Source organism: Pseudarthrobacter sp. J1763 (assembly GCF_050490295.1).
In the GTDB taxonomy this organism is placed as follows: domain Bacteria; phylum Actinomycetota; class Actinomycetes; order Actinomycetales; family Micrococcaceae; genus JBNPEO01.
Window position 1 is genome coordinate 231,311 of record NZ_JBNPEN010000001.1, and the last position, 20,341, is coordinate 251,651.

The 20,341-nt window shown below is 58.8% G+C and carries 14 protein-coding genes and 2 tRNA genes; 12 read left to right on the plus strand and 4 right to left on the minus strand.

Annotated elements, in window-relative coordinates; genetic code table 11:
• Window positions 1–28 precede the first annotated feature (28 nt).
• The gene (locus ACQQCD_RS01160; RefSeq protein WP_430266558.1) at window positions 29–1,270 is read right to left on the minus strand and encodes a phosphotransferase; all 1,242 of its coding nucleotides are present in this window, start codon (window positions 1,268–1,270) and stop codon (window positions 29–31) included.
• Between the two features lie 89 nt (window positions 1,271–1,359).
• On the opposite strand from ACQQCD_RS01160, the gene nudC reads away from it, so the two are divergent.
• From nudC to ACQQCD_RS01175, 3 genes are all read left to right on the plus strand, one after another.
• Entirely contained in the window at window positions 1,360–2,358 is a 999-nt protein-coding gene (gene nudC, locus ACQQCD_RS01165) for an NAD(+) diphosphatase (protein WP_430266559.1), read from the plus strand.
• 61 nt (window positions 2,359–2,419) lie between these two features.
• A complete protein-coding gene (locus ACQQCD_RS01170) occupies window positions 2,420–4,561 on the plus strand; it encodes an ATP-dependent DNA helicase UvrD2 (protein ID WP_430266560.1) in 2,142 nt (713 codons plus the stop codon).
• A 41-nt stretch (window positions 4,562–4,602) separates the two neighbouring features.
• Window positions 4,603–5,142, plus strand: a complete 540-nt coding sequence (locus ACQQCD_RS01175; RefSeq protein WP_430266561.1) for a M48 metallopeptidase family protein — start codon at window positions 4,603–4,605, stop codon at window positions 5,140–5,142.
• 48 nt (window positions 5,143–5,190) lie between these two features.
• On the opposite strand, the gene ACQQCD_RS01180 is transcribed toward ACQQCD_RS01175, so the two are convergent.
• The gene (locus ACQQCD_RS01180) at window positions 5,191–6,579 is read right to left on the minus strand and encodes a zinc-dependent metalloprotease (RefSeq protein ID WP_430266726.1); all 1,389 of its coding nucleotides are present in this window, start codon (window positions 6,577–6,579) and stop codon (window positions 5,191–5,193) included.
• 300 nt (window positions 6,580–6,879) lie between these two features.
• Between ACQQCD_RS01180 and ACQQCD_RS01185 the strand changes: the two genes are divergently transcribed.
• The 4 genes from ACQQCD_RS01185 (at window position 6,880) to ACQQCD_RS01200 (ending at window position 11,531) form a co-directional block, all read left to right on the plus strand.
• On the plus strand, window positions 6,880–7,989 hold the full coding sequence (locus ACQQCD_RS01185; RefSeq protein ID WP_430266562.1) for a YlbL family protein: 1,110 nt from the start codon (window positions 6,880–6,882) through the stop codon (window positions 7,987–7,989).
• A 118-nt stretch (window positions 7,990–8,107) separates the two neighbouring features.
• Complete coding sequence (locus ACQQCD_RS01190; RefSeq protein ID WP_430266563.1) at window positions 8,108–11,137, plus strand: UPF0182 family protein; 3,030 nt, start codon at window positions 8,108–8,110, stop codon at window positions 11,135–11,137.
• Window positions 11,138–11,235: 98 nt separating this feature from the next.
• Window positions 11,236–11,312, plus strand: a tRNA-Met gene (locus ACQQCD_RS01195).
• Between the two features lie 142 nt (window positions 11,313–11,454).
• Window positions 11,455–11,531, plus strand: a tRNA-Met gene (locus ACQQCD_RS01200).
• Between the two features lie 124 nt (window positions 11,532–11,655).
• On the opposite strand, the gene ACQQCD_RS01205 is transcribed toward ACQQCD_RS01200, so the two are convergent.
• The gene (locus ACQQCD_RS01205) at window positions 11,656–12,282 is read right to left on the minus strand and encodes a TetR/AcrR family transcriptional regulator (protein WP_430266564.1); all 627 of its coding nucleotides are present in this window, start codon (window positions 12,280–12,282) and stop codon (window positions 11,656–11,658) included.
• On the minus strand, window positions 12,282–13,142 hold the full coding sequence (locus ACQQCD_RS01210) for an enoyl-CoA hydratase-related protein (protein ID WP_430266565.1): 861 nt from the start codon (window positions 13,140–13,142) through the stop codon (window positions 12,282–12,284). Before ACQQCD_RS01210 ends, ACQQCD_RS01205 begins: the two co-directional genes overlap by 1 nt.
• Window positions 13,143–13,219: 77 nt before the next feature.
• On the opposite strand from ACQQCD_RS01210, the gene ACQQCD_RS01215 reads away from it, so the two are divergent.
• The 5 genes from ACQQCD_RS01215 to ACQQCD_RS01235 are packed head-to-tail and all read left to right on the plus strand — an operon-like array spanning window position 13,220 to window position 20,339.
• Window positions 13,220–14,392 carry an acyl-CoA dehydrogenase family protein gene (locus ACQQCD_RS01215; RefSeq protein WP_430266566.1) on the plus strand — a complete coding sequence of 391 codons (1,173 nt, stop codon included), beginning with the start codon at window positions 13,220–13,222 and terminating at the stop codon, window positions 14,390–14,392.
• 16 nt (window positions 14,393–14,408) lie between these two features.
• Window positions 14,409–15,632, plus strand: coding sequence for an acetyl-CoA C-acetyltransferase (locus ACQQCD_RS01220; RefSeq protein WP_430266567.1), 1,224 nt, complete (start codon window positions 14,409–14,411; stop codon window positions 15,630–15,632).
• Between the two features lie 5 nt (window positions 15,633–15,637).
• Window positions 15,638–17,854: a 3-hydroxyacyl-CoA dehydrogenase NAD-binding domain-containing protein gene (locus ACQQCD_RS01225; protein WP_430266568.1), complete on the plus strand. Its 2,217-nt coding sequence runs from the start codon at window positions 15,638–15,640 to the stop codon at window positions 17,852–17,854.
• 8 nt (window positions 17,855–17,862) lie between these two features.
• Window positions 17,863–18,723: a crotonase/enoyl-CoA hydratase family protein gene (locus ACQQCD_RS01230; protein WP_430266569.1), complete on the plus strand. Its 861-nt coding sequence runs from the start codon at window positions 17,863–17,865 to the stop codon at window positions 18,721–18,723.
• A 59-nt stretch (window positions 18,724–18,782) separates the two neighbouring features.
• Entirely contained in the window at window positions 18,783–20,339 is a 1,557-nt protein-coding gene (locus ACQQCD_RS01235) for an acyl-CoA synthetase (protein ID WP_430266570.1), read from the plus strand.
• Window positions 20,340–20,341 lie beyond the last annotated feature (2 nt).

Here is a 20,341-nt window from a genome sequence, read left to right on the forward strand (position 1 = left end):
TCAGCGCGATCACCGACAAACCGAGCCGCTAGGAGCGCTTGGGGGCCTCGATGATGGAAATCGCAGCCGTTTCGGTGCTGTCGTGGTGCGCAGCCTCCGGTTCCGTGGTTTCCTCGGAATCCGAGTCCTGCTCGCTGCTCTCTACTTCAACGGGAATTGGCGCTACCGACACAGCAGCTGCAGCACCTGCCGATACGGCAACCGTAGCTGCCGCTGGCGACTCAGCGACCGGCGGCTCTGCGGCCGGGGACGGCACAGCAGCGGCAGTCTCCGTCTCCAAGGCGGTTTCGGGTTCGGGCTCGTGGGCAGCGAGTTCTTGCAACCGCGCCTCTAGACGAGCTTCTTCCTCAACACGTTGTTCTTCTTCGATGTCTGCAGCCAAGGAGGCAAGCATGTCCTCGGCCTCGGCAATCATTTGTGGATCTTCACTCGCAAGCGCCTTGACCAAGTACTGGGCCAGGGCAAACTCAGCGGACAGGGCTGCGCGGCGCAGTAATTGTGTGTCCGGCTGGTCCCGGCGGGAGGCGGCGTAGTGGCGCAAAACGGAATCCACAAAGCTCTGATCTTGAGCGGCCACCAACCACGCCAAGTCATCGGCGGGATCGCCAATGCGGAGGTCAGTCCATCCGGTCACGGCCATCACGCGGGTTCCTTCAACCAGGATGTTGTCTTCGTGGAGGTCGCCATGAACCACACACGGGTTAAAGCGCCACAAAGTGACATCCTCAAGCGCGTTCTCCCAGCGGCGCAACAGAACGCTCTGAATTTTGCCGGTGGTGGCGGCTTGATCCAATTCGTTGAGGCGGCGCTGACGGAATTGTTCGGCGGAATAATGCGGCAGGTCTGCGTTGTCCACCAAAGAGTGAGGTAGATCGTGGATCGCGGCCAACGTAGTGGCCAGATCAGCGGCCATGGCGTCCCCTGCGGCGGCCATCTCATCCACCGGCACGCTATACCCGGCCAAGTGCGAGTACACAAAGGTGGTGAGCGCACCTTGTCGCACGGTGCCGGCCACGGTGGGCATCAAAAACGGAAGTTCGGCACGCACAGCGGGGGCGAAGGCACGGAGCACCAATAGCTCAGTTTCAAGACGGGTGCTGGCCTCGGGGTGCTTAGGGGAGCGCACACGCCAGCGCTTGTCTTCATTGTCCAGCAGGAGTGCCGAATCGAAGTCGGCGGCGTCGTCTGCGGAGGCGGCTACTGCCTTGGGAGCCAGGCCGGGTACGGCGGCGGTTGCAATGGCGGCCAGTTCAATGGGGGATCTTCTCACGCCTTCCACCGTAGATTGCCGGGGCGCGCTCTGTTTCGAGGCTCTCCGGCGAGTCGCCAATACCGTGTACAAGTCAGTACGGTAGAAGCATGAGTATTGTCGCGTCACGCACCCATGCAGCCGACCGCCTCACCTCCACCGTCTTGCCTCACATTGAAGCATCGATCGATCGAGATGCTACTGAGCGGATGCGCCCTGAGAAATTGTCGGAGCTTTTGGTTGAGCCGGGCACCAAAGCCATGCTGCTGTCCCAGCGTCAGGCACTTTTGACCGCTGACGACGACGGAGGCTTGCTTCTGCTGGACGTCGGTACTGTGCTCGAGCACATTCCAGAGCAAGACAAGCTGCAGTTCGTCTACTTGGGACGAACTGTCAGTTCCGAAAGCGCTCCGGTGGGGACCGCCGTCGTACTGGTGGTTTTGCCTGAACCCTTAGAACCCGGGACTGCTGGCATCAGCACCACCGCTGTGTGGCATAGTTTCCGTGAGTGTGCAGCCTGGTTAAACGCCACTGACACGGCACTGTTTATCGAGGCCAGCGCCATTTCAAACTGGCATTCCTCGCACCCCTATTGCCCGCGGTGTGGAGCAGCTACCAACGTGGAACAGTCCGGTTGGGTGCGCCGCTGCCCGCGCGATGATTCAGAGCATTACCCGCGCACTGACCCGGCGATCATTGTGACAATTGTTGGCCCGGATGATCGCGTGCTCCTAGGCGGCGGTGGTGCTCAGCACAGCAAAATGCACTCCACATTCGCCGGTTTTGTTGAGCCAGGTGAATCACTAGAACAAGCTGTTGCCCGGGAAATGGCTGAAGAAGTCAGCGTGGACATAACAGATGTGCAGTATCTCGGATCGCAGCCTTGGCCCTTCCCAGCAAGCCTGATGCTCGGGTTCACAGCAAGCACCACCACCGTTGACCCCAAACCCGACGGCGTTGAGGTCACCCGGGCGCGTTGGTTCACTCGTGCGGAATTGCAGGAAGCGGTGTTGAGCGGGGAGATTGTTATTCCGTCCAGAATTTCGATTTCCAGGGCGTTGATTGAGCACTGGTACGGCGGAAAAATTGAAGAGCCTCAACCGGCCTAAACTTGAAGGTCCAACAATCACCAAAGACCCAGAACAACTGCAGCAATCTAGAACGGCGCCCTTGACTACACCAGCATTTGACGACTCACTCTCCCTCGAGGAACGGATCCTGGGCGGGCTGGATGCCGAACAACGCGAGGTGGCCACCGCCTTGACCGGTCCCTTGTGTGTTCTGGCAGGTGCTGGTACAGGAAAAACCCGGGCCATTACCCACCGGATCGCTTATGGTGTCCACACAGGCGTCTACCAGCCTCAGCGGCTCTTGGCCGTGACCTTCACGGCCCGGGCCGCAGCGGAAATGCGCAGCCGGTTGCGCGACCTTGGTGTGGGGAACGTCCAAGCGAGGACCTTCCACGCAGCTGCATTGCGGCAATTGCAGTTCTTCTGGCCCCAAGCCATTGGCGGCGAATTGCCGGCACTGGTTGACCACAAAGCGCAGCTGATCACCGAGTCAGCGCGCCGGCTCCGCCTCTCAACGGACCGTGCCACCGTGCGCGACTTAGCCTCTGAAATTGAGTGGGCCAAAGTATCGATGCTCACCCCGGGCAATTACGCAGATCGTGCTGCGGACCGGGGAGAACCTGGCGGTTTTGATATCCGCACCGTCTCGAGGGTTTTTCAGGCCTATGAAGACCTCAAAACTGACCGAAATCTGATCGACTTTGAAGACGTTCTACTGATCACAGTGGGCATCTTGCAAGAGGATCAGAAGGTAGCGGCCACGGTTCGTGAACAGTACCGGCACTTTGTTGTGGACGAATACCAAGACGTTTCGCCGCTGCAACAAAAGCTCCTCGATTTGTGGCTAGGCGGCAGGCAAGAGCTGTGTGTTGTGGGGGACTCGAGCCAGACTATTTACTCCTTCACGGGCGCCACCTCACGCCACCTCTTGGAATTTCCCAAGACGTTCCCTGACGCCAAAGTGGTCCAGTTGGTCCGCGATTACCGGTCCACCCCGCAAGTGGTGAAGCTGGCCAACGAACTCCTCGCTGCTCGCCCCAGCGGTGGCCCCACAGCTGACGCTGCTTGGGCTAAACCCTTGCAGTTGAAAGCCCAACGTCCGCAAGGACCCGGGCCAGTCTTTACCGAATGCCCGGATGACGAAGCTGAAGCAGCCATGGCTGCGGCCAAGATCAAAGAACTGATGACAGCAGGGACCAAACCCAGCGAGATTGCAATCCTCTTCCGTACCAACGGCCAATCCGAAGCTTACGAACAAGCCCTGGCTTCGGCCGGAATCGGCTACCAGCTCCGTGGTGGAGAGCGGTTCTTTGCTCGCAGGGAAGTGCGTGATGCCATCCTGCAATTGCGGGCAGCATCGCGGGCTGTGGAAGAAGACGCCGCTCTCCAGCTTGGCCAAATAGTGCGTGACGTTCTCAGCAGCCTCGGCTACGCGGACAAAGCTCCAGCCTCCGGCGGTGCCACCCGGGAGCGCTGGGAATCCCTTGCCGCTTTGGTGTCTTTGGCTGATGAACTCAGTGCCAATCGTGGCCCTGAGTTTGGCTTGATGGCTTTTGTGGCTGAGCTTCAAGACCGATCCGTCTCCCAACATGCCCCCACCGTTCAAGGCGTGACTTTGGCTTCACTGCACGCGGCCAAGGGGCTGGAATGGGACGCAGTATTTTTGGTGGGATTGAGCGAGGGGCTGATGCCCATCTCCTTCGCCGATTCTGCAGCGTCAGTGGATGAGGAACGGCGTTTGCTGTATGTAGGCATCACACGTGCTCGAGAATTCTTGTCGCTGTCATGGTCCACAGCCCGAACACCCGGCGGACGAGCCAACCGTAAACCATCCCGCTTTTTGGACGGCTTGCGTCCCGGCTCAGTGACCACCTCCACGGTGCGTGGAAGCAAAGTATCCATGCGGCGCAAAGCTGCAGTTCCGGCGTCGTGCAAGGTCTGCGGAAGTATGCTCACCACAGGCGCTGAACGGAAAGTGGGCCGCTGTTCAAACTGCCCGCCTAGCTACGAAGAACACACCTTTGAAGCGTTGCGTGAATGGCGCCGAGGAGTGGCCTCCGAATCTGACGTTCCGGCGTACGTGGTGTTCACTGATGCAACGTTGACGGCAATTGCTGAGGCACGTCCGCTCACTATGGAACAGCTCGCTCCCGTGGCCGGGGTGGGGCCCTCCAAGCTCGAACGCTACGGGGAAGCGGTGCTCGCTGTGCTTGCACGGTCGGTGGCGGGGCCGGCGGCGTGAAAGGTTTGGGCCGGCGCCGTTCGGCGCAACCTCAGCAGCTGGTGACTGACTTCAGCGGCGTTACCGTGGAGGTCCGCCGGTCAACCCGGCGCCAGCGTACCGTCTCTGCATTTTGGGAGCAGGGAACGGCTGTGGTGGCTATTCCGGCGCACTTTACACCAGCTCAAGAGGCCGACTGGGTGCAAAAAATGGTGCCCAAGTTGCAACAGCGCGGGCAAGGACGTGGTGCAGGCGCCAAGCGTTCTCCGCGGAGCGACGATGAGTTGATGCAACGCGCCACGGAGCTGTCCAGACAGTATTTGGGGGCTAAGGCTGTGCCCTCGAGCGTGCGGTGGGTGAGTAATCAGAATTCGCGTTGGGGTTCGGCAACACCGGCGGACGGCAGTATTCGTCTGTCAGACAAGTTGCAACCCATGCCAGGCTGGGTACAGGACTACGTGATGGTGCACGAGCTGGCACATTTATTGGTGTCTTCGCACGGGCCTGTTTTTTGGCGGTTGGTGGACGCTTACCCGCATACCGAGCGAGCTAAAGCATTCCTCGAGGGTGTTGCCTTTGCCCAATCGCGGCTGCCCGCCTGACTGACATTTGTGGTTGTTCTCAGCGCTGAGAACAACCACAAATGCGAACTACTTTGGGGATGAATCCGGCGCCGGTTCGTCACCAGAGTCTGGCTCGTCAAAGCCGCCGGCAAGCAACTTCTCCAGCGCGTCGTCGACTTCGCTATCAGACGCTTCGGCCAGTGTGCGTCGAGCGGCAAAACCTGTGGGATCATCAAGGTCCTCGGCAGTCGGCAGCAAATCTGGGTGTTTCCAAATAGCGTCGCGGCCTTCCACGCCGCGTTCGTCCTTGAGCGAAGACCACAAGGCGGCAGCCTCGCGCAGTCGCCGCGGACGGAGTTCAAGGCCCACGAGCGAAGCAAAAGCGTGCTCGGCCGGACCACCCGTTGCCCGGCGACGACGAGCCGTCTCGCGCAGGGCCGCAGCGGAAGGCAACACATTGTGGGTTGCGGCAGCGGTGAGCTCGTCCACCCAACCCTCAACCAGCGCCAAAGCGGTTTCGAGCTTAGCGAGGGCTTGTTCCTGCGCAGGCGTTCGCTGCGGCATAAAGACGCCTTGCGAGAGCGCTTCTTGGATGCCTTCAGGATTCGAAGGATCAAGCTCGCGGGCTAGCTCTTCGATGCGTGAAGTGTCGATGTGGATGCCGCGTGCGTATTCCTCAATGGCACCCAGCAAATGGCCGCGCAACCACGGGACGTGCACAAACAGGCGGGCGTGTGCGGCTTCTCGAACCGCCAAGAATAAACGAATGTCGCCTTCAGGCAGCTCCAAGCCCTCACCAAATTTGGTCACGTTGGCCGGGAGTAGAGCCATTTCTAGGTCAGCCAGGGGGACACCAACGTCCGTTGAGCTCACAACTTCGGTGGAGAGCGCACCAATGGCTTGGCCCAACTGCATACCAAAAATGGCACCGCCCATGTTGTTCAGCATCGAGGATGCCCCGCCCATGGCGGACTTCATGTGTTCCGGCATCTGCTCGGTCATCGCGTTGGAGAGAGCGTTGGCAATGCTGTTAGCTACCGGTTCGGTGAGGCGCTTCCACGTCCCCATGGTCTCTTCCACCCACTCAGCGCGGGACCATGCTCGCCCAATCAGACCCGTTGACGGAAGGTCGGTGACGGCATCAAGCCAAAGCTCGGCAAGGCGCAGTGCCTCGTCCACCTCTCGGCTTTGCAGGCTAGTGACCGAAGGATCCGAAGTGCCAGCGGCCGCGCGTCGAGCATTTTCATGGGCGAGCGTCCAGTTCACTGGCCCTTCGGCCGGTGCGCTCATCATGGCCTGCACCTGCGCGAACATCTGCTGCAGCAGGGCAGGGTCATTGGGGAGGCCCGTTGCTTTGGCAATTTCGGCAGCGTCCAACCCGTTCATGCCTTGACCGCCTAAAAGATTCGCCAGCATTTCAGCAAGCGGGTCTTGGGGTTCGTCACCATTTGAAGGGGTGCTGGGATTCGAGGTCATGGCTCCGCCGATCTGTTTTCGAGCTGCTTCGACCTTCACCGTACTCCGGCGCACTGCTGCGTGTCTGCCAGCGAGCGGCCGGTTTCGCTATAGGCAAATATGCTGGGCTCCAGACTGTGAATGTCCATGGAATATGCCGTGAGCTGGCCTGTGTGAAGTCACCGGCGGCCCAACAATTCATGAGCACCGCGTAATCTGTTCACAACACTCCTCGCGTCCGGGTACACCTCTATGATCCGCAGCGGTCAGCAGCGGGGCAGGTAAAAACACAGAGTTAAAGTTTCGCCAGGGAAAGGCCCCATGACACAGCTGAGTAATCACCTTGATGCTCCGGACGCCAACAATGCTCCGTACACCAAGCGGGACCGCAGGTTTACGGCCATGTTGGTGACCGGCGCAGTGGCGGTTGTGTTGGGCATCGTCGCGGCAGTGGTACCAGTGCCTTACGTGGTGGAATCGCCAGGCCCCACCTTTAATACCCTCGGTAAAGATGGCACCAAATCGGTCATTTCAGTCACCGGTCACGAGTCTTACCCCACCTCTGGAAACCTCAACCTGACCACCGTCTACGTCAGCGGCGGCCCCAACGGTCCGGTATCGATCTTGGAAGCCTTGCAAGCTTGGTTGGATCCAGCCAAAGCTGTGTACCCGCAGGAAATGATCTACCCCTCCGGCGTCACGAAAGAGCAGTCGGACCAAGAAAGTGCCGTGGCCATGTCCACCTCACAAGAAAATGCGACGGCGGCCGCACTCTCTGAGCTGGCGATCACCTATAAGCAAAACTTGATTGTTGCTGGGTTCTCGGAAAACTCGCCTTCGCAATCAAAACTGGCGGTGGGGGATCAACTGCTCAGCGTTGACGGTCACAACGTGACCACCCTGAAAGTTGTGCAAGACGCGCTGGCAGCCGGCGCCGGAATGCCAGCAACCGTCGTCGTACTTCGCGGCGGAAAAAATGTCACAGCTCAAGTGACGCCAACCCGCAATTCTGAGGGCCGCTACCTGCTGGGCATTGGGCTTGAGTACAAGTTCACGTTCCCCTTTGACGTGAAGTTCAGTCTGGACCAGGTCGGTGGGCCAAGCGCCGGAATGATGTTTGCGCTTGGCCTGATTGACACCATCACCCCGGGCGAGCTGACTGGCGGGAAATTCGTCGCCGGCACCGGAACCATCACCCCGGACGGCAAAGTGGGCGCGATCGGCGGAATTGCCCAGAAGATGCACGGCGCTCGCGACCAAGGCGCAACGCTGTTTTTGGCACCGGCAGCAAACTGCAATGACGTTGTGGGGCACGTCCCGGATGGGCTCCAAGTGGTCAAGGTCGAGACCTTGGCTGAGGCGCGGGACGCAGTTCGACTTGCTGGAGAAGGTAAGGACACTTCCGCTTTGCCAAGTTGCTCAGCGAACTAGACTGACGGTGTGGGAACTTAGCGGGCTCTTGGCTCGTGCCATAAGTACCCGAATTATCATCACCGCTTGTTGCGCGCGGCCGCGCGCAAGGCACTCACATCACTAAGAGGTAGCTAGCTTGTCTAGAGACGCCAGCCCCGCAGGTCCCGCATATCAACGCGCGCGAAGGGGGGCTCTAGTTCCCACCCTCATTGTTGTTGCGGTGCTGGTAGTGGCATTTATCTTCTTCGCCAATATCTGGACTGACGTTTTGTGGTATCAGCAATTGGGATTCATTTCCGTATTTTTGACCGAGAATATCTCCCGCATCCTGACCTTCTTGGTGGGGTTCGCGCTGATGTTCTTGGCAGTGTTTTTCTCGATCCGCATTGCTTACCGGTCACGCCCGGTCTACGCGCCTGATTCGAGCATTCAGGACAATCTGAACCGCTACCAGGCACAGCTGGAACCCATCCGCCGGGCAGTGATGATTGGTGTTCCTGCACTCTTTGGACTGTTTGCCGGTAGTGCTGCAGCGGCTCAATGGCAGCGCGTTTTGATGTTTATCAACCAAGTTCCCTTTGGTCAGCAAGATCCGCAGTTCCACTTGGATATTAGTTTTTACCTCATGACACTGCCGTTCTTGGGCTTTTTAGTGGGTTTTTTGATCAGCGTTGTGGTCATCTCCACGATTGCCGGACTCCTGACGCACTACTTGTATGGCGCGATTCGCCTGCAAGAACGCGGCATTTTCACCAGCCGCACAGCACAGATTCACCTGTCCGTTGCCGGTGCGCTCTTTTTGTTGTTGCTCGCCGCGAATTTCTGGCTGGACCGTTATAGTGCAGTCCTTAATGCCAACCCGGGCCGTTGGGCTGGAGCCCTGTACGCGGACGTTTCGGCAGTAATCCCCACCAAGGCCATCTTGGCCATTGCCGCGGCGATTGTTGCTGTGCTCTTTATTGTGGCCGCAGTCATTGGCCGCTGGCGTTTGCCGGTGATCGGTACAGCCATGTTGATCATCACCGCAATCCTGGCCGGCGGCATCTACCCGTGGGCAATTCAGCAATTCCAGGTGCGGCCCTCTGAGCGGACGTTGGAGAAGGAATATATCCAGCGCAACATCGAGATGACCCGTTCGGCCTACGGCTTGGATAAAGTCTCCGTTAAGCCGTACAACGCCACCACGACGGCGACTGCCGGAGCTTTGCGCGGCGACGCCGAGACGGCTGCAAGTATCCGGCTCCTAGACCCCAACCTGATTTCTTCGGCATTTAGCCAGCTTGAGCAATACCGCCCGTACTACCAGTTCCCGCAGACGCTGAACGTTGACCGCTACAAGATCGATGGCAAGGTTCAAGACACCGTCATTGCCGTGCGTGAGCTGAACCCCAGCGGTTTGAACGCCTCACAGCAGACTTGGTACAACCAGCACATCGTCTACACCCACGGTTACGGTGTAGTGGCCGCCAAGGGCAACAAATTCACCTCAGACGGCAAGCCGGAATTTTTGCAGTATGGCATTCCTTCCACGGGTGCTTTGGGCAATGACACGAGCTACCAGCCGCGAATCTACTTTGGCGAAAACTCGCCCAGCTACTCGATTGTTGGAGCCCCTGAAGGCGCCCCGAACCGCGAGCAAGACCGGCCTGCTGGCCGCGAAGGTACTAGTGAAACCCTCAACACCTTCGACGGAAACGGTGGCCCCAACGTAGGTAACTGGTTCAACAAACTGCTTTACGCTGTGAAGTTCCAGTCCTCCGACTTGCTGCTCTCTGACGGTGTTAATGAGCAGTCGCAGATCCTGTATGACCGCACACCTCGCGAACGTGTTCAGAAAGTTGCACCGTATTTGACGATTGATGGGAATGCTTACCCGGCCGTCATTGATGGTCGTGTGAAGTGGATTGTGGACGGGTACACCACCAGCCCGTACTTCCCGTACTCCCAGCAGCAAGAGTTGGACTCCGCTACCCGCGATTCCCAAACTGCAGCCGGCCGTGTTGCGGCTCTTCCGGGTGAGTCCGTGAACTACATTCGAAACTCAGTCAAGGCAACCGTTGACGCATACGACGGCTCAGTGGATTTGTATGCCTGGGACGATCAGGATCCCGTACTGAAGACGTGGCAGAAAGTTTTCCCCACCACTGTGAAGCCGTACTCGGAGATGTCTGCTGATCTAATGAGTCACGTCCGCTACCCAGAGGATCTGTTTAAGGTTCAGCGTGAGCTTTTGGGACGCTACCACGTAACGGATCCGGATAGCTTCTACACCAACAACGATGCGTGGTCCACACCGAATGATCCCACCGTCAAGGATCCAGCCAACCAGGTCAAGCAGCCGCCTTACTACATGTCACTGCAAGTGCCTGGTGAAACCGGAACAGCTTTCCGTCTCACCAGCACGTTTATCCCTCAGGTGGTTGGAGACAGCGCACGTAACGTTCTGTACGGCTTCCTCTCGGCTAATTCTGATGCCGGTTCCACCAAGGGGGTGAAGGCAGAAAGCTACGGCAAGCTGCAATTGCTGGAGCTGCCCACGGATACCCAAGTCACCGGGCCGGGCCAGGCACAAAACCGCTTTGACTCAGACCCCACCGTTTCCCAAGCCTTAAACCTTTTGCGTCAAGGCGCCTCCGAGGTGCTCAACGGAAACCTACTGACTCTGCCAGTGGGTGGTGGTTTGCTCTATGTCCAGCCGGTGTACTTGAAGTCAACAGGTAGCACCGCGTACCCCACCTTGCAGCGAGTTCTTGTTGCTTTCGGTGACAAGATTGGTTTTGCTCCGACCCTGGACGCTGCCCTAGATCAGCTCTTCGGCGGTGACTCTGGTGCAACAGCGGGGGATGCTACGAACAACGGTAAGACACCCACCGCGCCGGGGACATCAGGAACAACTACCAATCCCAACGCGGATCCCAAGGGGGATCTGAAGGCTGCTCTTGATGAAGCCAATAAGGCTATTCAGGATGGTCAAGCTGCGTTGAAGTCCGGCGACTTCGCAGCCTATGGCGAGCAGCAAAAGAAGTTGGACGCGGCGCTGAAGAAGGCCATGGACGCTGAGGCTAAGCTCGACCCAGCCGCCGCTGCAACTTCGACGGCGAGCCCTAGCGCATTACCGTCGGCCACGCCGTCGGACTCTGCGTCACCGTCACCAAGTAACAAGTAGAACAACCGCTAAAACACGCGGCACACCGGCTGGGAGACACAGATCACGTCACCAGGATTTGGCCTGAAGTTTCCCAGCCGGTAGTGTTGTTCTTGCGACGCGGGGTGGAGCAGTTCGGTAGCTCGCTGGGCTCATAACCCAGAGGTCACAGGTTCAAATCCTGTCCCCGCAACCAATGAGAAAAAACCCGGAAGATTTTCTTCCGGGTTTTTTCGCGTCTGAGGACGATTGTTCAGGGGTGGGGTTACGCCGTGGCACTTCACGGTGGCACGGCGGTAATCTGCCTGTGCTTCACTGCGGTAGACTAGTTCTTGCGACGCGGGGTGGAGCAGTTCGGTAGCTCGCTGGGCTCATAACCCAGAGGTCACAGGTTCAAATCCTGTCCCCGCAACCAAGGAAACGGCCCGGTCAGTGGAAACACTGACCGGGCCGTTTTGTTCTAACCAGCGCTACAAAATTGGACACTCGCGCGCCGATCCAGGCTGCGGATGTCCAAAAATGTAGCGAGAACCCGGGAACTAGAGTGCAGGGACTGCGTCCTCGACGATTGTTTGGAGTGTGCCAGCCAGCAACGCGTGGACTTGGCTGCGAGTGAGGGTCTTGCGCAAAAGCCATTCGCGGGCGCCGCTTCGAGCCAGCTGCGCAAAAACACGGAAGAGCGCCCGGATCTCTTGCTGGTTGACGCGTCGATCAGCCAGGCCGCACGCCTCCATTAGGAGCTCAATTGACTCGTTCTCGGCTGAAATCAGGACTTCTTCAAGCTCAGGGTCCCGCCCGAGCGCCCCAGATCCCAGCGGGAGCCACGTGGAGCCGGATTTTTGCACTGAATCAAGAAACCACGTCACGGCACTGTCGATCCGCTCGGCCAGTGTGCTGTTGGGCAATTGAGCCATGGCAAGCTCAGAAACTGTTGAGCTGACTTTGATGACCTCAAGGTACAGGCCGCGCTTGTTCCCGAAATAGTGGTTGATCAGGCCGCGCGCCACGCCGGCTTCAATGGCAATGTCGGTAGCCGAGACGTCCTCGTAGGGGCGCTCATTAAACAGTCGCTGCGCGCATTCGAAGATCTGCTGCCGCCGCTCATCGGGGGAGAGGCGGCTACGGCGCTGTTCAGCAAGCGGTGCTTCGGCTGGGGTGGGGCTCATCAACTCCGCTCGCCGTCGATCCATGGAAGCCACGCGGGAAGATCCTGCGGGACACTCAGAGGGAAGTCCGGGTGGCGTTTTTCGAGGAAGGACTTCACACCTTCCACGGCGTCTTGGTGCGTGGGGAGTCCTGCAATGAGTCGTGAGTCCACACTGTGGGCTGTATATGGGGTTTCAAGGCCGCTGAGCCTGTTGAGCATTTGCTTGATCACGGCGTTGGACACTTCAGAAGTGTTCTTTATGAGGTCATGCGCCAGGTCATTGGCGGCGCCAAGCACGTCTTCCGGCGCGTGCACCGAGGTCACTAGGCCGGCACTTAGGGCTTCCTCGGCGCCGAAGATGCGTCCCGTGAGCATCCAGTCTGAGGCCCGGGTGACGCCAACGAGCCGGGGCAGGTACCAGGTAGATCCGCCTTCGGGGAAGATGCCGCGGCGGCTGAAGGGGAAACCAAAACGGGAGTCGTGGGAGGCTAGGCGGAAATCGCACGAGAGAGTTATGGTCAGCCCGCCCCCGACGGCGATTCCTCGTAGCGCTGCGATCACCGGTTTGTTCATTCCATAGATCGTTTTGGAGCACCGCCCTGCGGGCTCTTGCCAGTCGTCGCCTGCTGATTTTTCATTCACGTCAAAGCCGCCGCCGCTCAGATCGGCGCCAACACAAAAGTCTTTACCGGCGGCGGTGAGGATTACGACGAAAACTTCGGGGTCGGCGTCGGCTGCTTTGAAGGCGTGCTCTAGCTCGCTGGCCATGGTTAGGGTATATCCATTGTGGGCTTCTGGCCGGTTCAGGGTCAGCGTTGCAATACGCTCCGTGACCTCATAAGTGATGGAGGAGTATGGTGCCGAAATCTCTGTAGTCATGGGCAGCCTTCCGGGCCGAGGGGAAAAGTTCAAGACGGCTATTGACGTGCTGTCAATAGTCTTGCACTATTGGCGGTATGTCAATAACTCCGACGTCGTCAGCATGGATCGATGAAGATCTCCGCGATGTAGCCGAGCTGGCCGCAACGTTTTTCGTCAAAGAGGTAGCCCCGCTCGAGGAGAAGTTCAAAGCCCAAGGATTCCCGGACAAAGCACTCTATGCCAGAGCAGGGGAGCTGGGACTCTCCGGTATGTCCATTCCTGAGGAATACGGTGGCGGCGGTGGCACCTTCGCTAACCTCGCCGTGCTCCTCCAAGAGCAAACTACTGCAGGCGCCGGCAGCCTCGGGTTCGCCGTGAGTGAAGGCATTGTGGCCCACTATCTCTTGGCCTACGCCAGTGAAGAACAGAAAAAACGTTGGCTGCCCAAAATCTGCAGCGGCGAATGGGTGGGCGCCATCGCCATGACCGAGCCAGGCACCGGATCCGACCTGCAGGCGATCACCACCAAAGCCGTTCGCGAGGGTGACGAGTACGTTATCAGCGGATCCAAGATTTTCATCTCGAACGGTCAGCTGTGTGATCTGGTGATCATCGCCGCCAAAACCGATACCAGTCAGGGCGCCAAGGGAATCTCACTTTTGGTAGCAGAGGTTGGCGACAACCCACCCGGGTTCAACCGCGGCCGCAAACTCGCCAAGCTGGGCCTGAAAGGCCAAGACACTTCGGAACTGTACTTCGACGGACTCCGGGTCCCAGCCGAAAACATCCTGGGTACCGAGAAAAATGGCAGCCGGGAAGGTCAGGGCTTCTATCAATTAATGACCCAGCTTCCACAAGAACGGCTGATTACGGCCATCCTGGCCCAAGCCATCAGCGAAGCAGCGGTTGCGGCAACGCTTGACTACACCAAAACCCGTGAAGCCTTTGGCAAACCACTTTTTGAACTCCAAAACACCCGTTTTGAACTCGCCGAATGCGCCACTATCACCCGCGTAAACCGGGTTTTCCTCGATGACTGTATAACCCGGCACACCACCGGCGGCCTCGATGCGGCCACCGCGTCAATGGCCAAGTACTGGATCACTGACAAAACCTCCGAGGTAGTGGACCGTTGCCTACAACTCTTTGGCGGCTACGGGTACTCCACCGAGTACCCCATTGCCGAAATGTACGCCGACAACCGGGTGCTGCGGATTCTCGCCGGCGCCAACGAAGTTATGAAGGAACTCATCGCCCGCTCGCTGTGATGTGGAAGGAAAACCCATGAGTGAAACAACGCCGCCAGAAGCCTACGTATTTGATGCAGTCCGTACCCCGCGAGGACGCGGCAAAAAGGGATCGCTCCACGGGACTAAACCCATTGACCTCGTGGTGGGGCTGATCAACGCCCTGAGGGAACGGAACCCGGGCCTTGACGAAACTCTGATTGATGACCTCATTCTGGGAGTTGTCTCACCCGTAGGGGACCAAGGCGCAGTCATTGCCCGGACCGCCGTGCTAGCTGCTGGGTTGCCTGACACGGTGGGCGGCGTTCAAGTCAACAGGTTCTGCGCCTCCGGATTGGAAGCTGTAAACATTGCGGCTCAAAAGGTTCGTTCCGGGTGGGATCAGCTGATCATTGCCGGTGGCGTTGAGTCTATGTCTCGCGTACCGATCGGTTCCGACGGCGGAGCCTGGGCTATGGACCCTGCCACCAACTACGATGCTTACTTTGTTCCGCAGGGCATCGGTGCCGACTTGATCGCCACCATGGAGGGGTTCACCCGCGAGGACGTTGATGCGTACGCGGTGCGCTCGCAGAAGCTCGCCGCCCAGGCCTGGGCAGAGGGCCGCTTTGCGAACTCAGTGGTCCCAGTCAGGGACCAAAACGGCTTACTGGTGTTGGACCATGACGAGCACATGCGCCCTGAATCCACTCCCGAATCTCAGGCCGCATTGCGGCCGGCGTTTGAGGTGATGGGCTCGGCTGGTGGCTTTGACGCCGTCGCACTTCAAAAGTTCCACCACGTGGAGTCGATTGATCACGTGCACACTGCCGGTAATTCCTCGGGAATTGTCGACGGCGCTGCGCTGGTTCTGATGGGCAGCGCGGAAGTTGGGGAGCGGCTAGGTCTTAAGCCGCGAGGGCGGATTGTGGCCACCGCAACGTCCGGCGCCGACCCCACGATTATGCTCACGGGCCCCACTCCGGCTACCAAAAAACTCCTTGCGAAGGCAGGCCTCGGTGTGGAGGACATTGACCTGTTCGAGATCAACGAGGCCTTCGCGTCTGTCGTCTTGAAGTACCAAAAGGACTTGGGTATTCCGGACGAGCAGCTCAACGTCAACGGTGGTGCCATCGCCATGGGTCACCCGCTCGGTGCCACGGGGGCGATGATTCTGGGCACTGTGCTGGATGAGCTGGAACGGACTAACAAACGACGCGCGGTGGTCACCCTGTGCATCGGCGGCGGTATGGGCGTGGCAACTCTGGTGGAGAGGATTTAGGGGCGATGGCAAACGAGACTGCGAACTCAAAGACCGTGAACCAAATGACCGTGAACCAAGAAACAGGCATGATGATCCGCTGGGCGCAAGATGCCGACGGTGTAGTGGTCCTGACCATGGACGATCCCCAGCAATCCGCGAACACCATGAATGCCGATTACGTCGCTTCGATGCAGTCGGTAGTGGACAGGCTGCTTGCCGAAAAGGAAAACGTGAAAGGCGTGATCCTCACTTCGGCCAAAAAGACGTTCTTCGCCGGCGGTGATTTGAGAGACCTGGTGGCAGCCACCAAGGACGATGCACAGCGCATTGCTGATCTCGGCCGGCAAATAAAGCAACAGCTGAGGACCCTGGAAACCCTGGGTGTGCCGGTGGTGGCTGCCATCAACGGTGCTGCCCTCGGTGGTGGTCTCGAAATCGCATTGGCCACGCATTACCGGGTGGTGGCTAACACTCGAGGAACCGTACTTGGTTTGCCAGAAGTCACCCTGGGTCTGTTGCCTGGCGGCGGCGGAATTGTGCGCACCGTCCGGCTAATGGGGATCCAAGAAGCTGTCACCAAGCTCTTGCTGCAGGGCCAAAAGTACAAGCCAGCACAGGCTCTCGAACTGGGTTTGGTTCATAACGTAGTGGATACCGTGGAGGAGCTCATCCCGGCTGCCAAAGCATGGATTGCCTCCCATCCTGAGTCCTCGCAGCCGTGGGACGTTAAGGGTTACAAGATTCCTGGTGGAACCCCGTCCTCCCCGGCTTTCGCTGCGAACCTTCCGTCCTTCCCAGCGAATCTGCGCAAGCAACTCAAGGGTGCAAATTATCCGGCGCCGCGGGCTATTCTGGCCGCAGCAGTTGAAAGCACGCAAGTGGACTTTGAGACGGCCCAAGAGATCGAAGGCCGCTACTTCGTGGAGCTGGTCACGGGGCAAGTCTCCACCAACATGATCAAGGCATTCTTCTTTGACATGGCCAGCATCAATTCAGGTCTGAGCCGCCCCGAAGGCTTCCCCCAGCGCACCGCTACCAAGGTGGCAGTTCTGGGTGCCGGGATGATGGGTGCCGGTATCGCCTACGTTTGTGCCAAGGCGGGCATCGAGGTGATGCTCAAGGATGTTTCACTCGAAGCAGCCCAGCGTGGCAAGGCGTACTCGCAGGCCATCACAGAAACGGCTGTGTCTCGGGGCCGGTCCACCCAAGAGCAGGCCACCACGTTGCTGGACCGAATTACCCCCACCACTCAGGCCACTGATCTTGCCGGTTGTGATCTGGTGATCGAGGCAGTGTTTGAGAACGTCAATGTGAAACAAGTTGCGTTCCAAGAAATCCAGGACATTGTTGCTCCGGATGCCCTCTTAGGCTCCAACACGTCTAGTTTGCCCATTTCCTCGCTCGCTGAGGGAGTGAATGAAGCTAAGAACTTTATTGGGCTGCACTTCTTCTCCCCAGTGGACAAGATGCCACTCTTGGAGATCATCGCTGGCACGGAAACCTCGGATGAATCCCTGGCTAGGGCGTTCGACCTCGCCCAGCAAATCGGCAAAACTCCTATTGTGGTCAACGATTCGCGTGGATTTTTTACCAGCCGGGTGATCGGGACGTTTATGAATGAGGCCATCGCCATGTTGGGTGAAGGCGTCGCGGCGTCTTCGATTGAACAGGCGGGCCTGCAAGCCGGTTACCCGGCGGCACCACTGCAACTTGCCGATGAACTCAACCTGACTTTGATGTCCAAGATCCAGAAGGAAACCAAGGCTGGGCTCGAAGCCGACAACGGCCAGCAGAAGTACCGTCACCACGCTGCGTACAACATCGTGGACAAGATGATCGAGGAGTTCGGCCGCAAGGGAAAACTCGCCGGTGCAGGCTTCTATGACTATGCGGACGGCCACCGAACCGGCCTGTGGTCAGGGCTCAAGGAAAACTTTGGTGGCACAGCCCAGATTCCGTTTGAGGACATCAAGGAGCGGATGCTTTTCGCGGAATCGCTGGAGACTGTTCGGTGCCTGGACGAGGGTGTTCTGCGTAGTGCCGAGGACGCCAACATTGGCTCGCTGCTGGGTATTGGTTTCCCCGCATGGACTGGCGGTGTGCTTCAGTACATCAACGGTTACGACGGCGGATTGCCAGGTTTTGTGGCTAGGTCCCGTGAGCTTGCTGCCCGTTACGGTGAGCAATTCGAACCGCCGGCGTCGCTGGTGGAAAAGGCCGAGAACGGCGGCCACTACTGATGCGCCTGGTGCCTGAGCCTGCCGGCGGTGTGTTTGACCGCGAGTGGAAAGCGTTCTCGGTGACGCGGGATAAAAACCCGGAAGTCGCCGTCGTGCAGTTGCTTGGCCCTGGCCGCGGCAACATGATGGGGCAGGACTTTTGGGCTGGGCTGCCGCAAATTTTTGCCGCGCTCGATGCCGATACCTCGGTTCGCGCTGTGGTTCTCGCCGGTCAAGGTAAGCACTTCAGCACGGGCCTTGATGTTCAGGGCGTACTGGGGCCGTGGCTTGCTGGCATAGGTGGGGGACCAACATCCACAGCGGCGGATCGCAGCGGGTTCTTGGCTTTGGTCAGCACACTCCAAGCCAGTATCACTTCGGTGGCTGTGTGCCGGAAACCAGTGATTGCAGCAGTATCCGGCTGGTGCATTGGTGGCGGAGTTGACCTGATTAGCGCGGCAGATGTGCGGGTGGCATCCCAAGACGCCAAATTCAGCATTCGCGAAGCACGGCTGGCGATCGTCGCCGACGTTGGTAGCTTGCAACGCCTGCGCGGCATCATCGGTGAAGGCCACTTAAGGGAGTTGGCACTAACAGCCAAAGACTTTGACGCTGCCCATGCCGAAAAGATCGGCCTGGTCAACGAGGTTCTGGGGACACCCGGGGAAGCACTGGCTGCCGCCATCCAGATGGCCGGGGAGATCGCGGCTAACTCGCCGCTAGCCGTGGCCGGAACCAAAGCCGTGCTCAACGAGGATCGTGAAGAACACATTGCCCGGGGACTGCGTCACGTGGCGCTTTGGAATAGTTCATTTATTCACAGCGAAGACTTGCTAGAAGCCGTTCAAGCCATGGGGGAGGGGCGCTCAGCAAGGTTCACAGGTCACTAGTCAAAATCACTTGGCACTCCCGCCACAAAGAATCAGCGTCGATTTCTTAAGGAGCCGCAATGTATCTCACTCAAGGCCTTCATCGTTCACTTCAGGCAGACCCCAACGGTATTGCCACCATTTACAAGGACCGTTCCCGGACCTACGCCGAGCATGCCGATAGGATCGCCCGCTTTGCTGGAGCATTGCGGCAGCTCAACGTCCAGCCGGGGGACCGGGTGGCAATGCTCTCGCTCAATAGCGACCGCTACGCCGAGTATCTTCTGTCTGTGCCGTGGGCTGGTGCGGCAGTTAACCCGGTGAACATTCGGTGGAGCCCCACTGAGATTGCGTATTCTCTCAACGATTCCGGCACCAAGGTTTTGTTGATCGACGATGCGTTTCTCCCCATGGCCCAGTCCTTGAAGGAAAAAACCCCGGGACTGGAAACCTTGATCCACTGTGGTGATGGACCCACCCCGGAAGGCATGCTCTCCTACGAACAACTCGTGGCACAGAATGAACCAGTCGAGGATGCGTACCGCCGCGGGGATGACCTTGCTGGGGTCTTCTATACGGGTGGCACCACGGGATTCCCCAAGGGGGTGATGCTCAGCCACACGAACTTTGTTACCTCCGGCTTGGGCACCGTTGCCACGAGTGAATTGTTGTTCGCAGGAGCCACATTCTTGCACGCGGCGCCGATGTTCCACTTGGCTGACCTTGCCGCGTGGTGCGGCCTCACGATCTTGGGCGGCACTCACGTGATGGTTCCGTTCTTCGAACCAACCTCTGTATTCCAAGTAATCGAGAAGCACCGGCCCACCGACGTTTTGCTGGTACCCACCATGATCCAGATCCTCACCGACCATCCCGATGCCGGGAACTACGATCTGTCCTCAATGCAGCGCATGCTCTACGGTGGTGCATCTATTTCTGAAGGTGTTTTGAAACGGACCATGGAGCGTTTCCCAGGTGTGCGGATGACTCAGGCTTACGGGCAGACGGAGGCCGCGCCCGTGATCACCCTATTGCTGCCGGACGACCACCACGGCGACGCTCTGCGCTCGGGAGGCCGTGCAGCACCGCACTGCCAAGTCGCGGTATTGGGCGCGGACGGCACGGAACTTCCCAGCGGTGAAGTGGGCGAGATCTGTGCCCGCGGTGCCAACGTGATGCTCGGCTACTGGAATAACCCCGAACAGACTGCCGCGGCCCTCCAAGATGGGTGGCTGCACACCGGGGACCTTGGCTACCTTGATGCCCAAGGATTTGTGTACGTGGTGGACAGACTCAAGGACATGATCATCACCGGCGGCGAAAACGTGTACTCAGCCGAGGTAGAGAACGCGCTGAGCAAGCATCCCGCCGTCGCGTCCTCTGCAGTCATTGGTGTGCCGGATGAACGCTTTGGGGAGCGGGTGCACGCAGTGGTGATTTTGGCGCCGGACGCAGCACCTACCGTGGAGGAACTCCAGGCCCACTGCCGCGAACACATTGCCGGCTATAAGGTTCCTCGCAGCTTCGCATTCCCTGAATCCATGCCGATGTCAGGTGCCGGAAAGATCCTCAAGCGGGACTTGCGCGAAACGTACGCACGGGAAAAAGCCGCAGCCTCAGACGGCGAACAAGGATAATA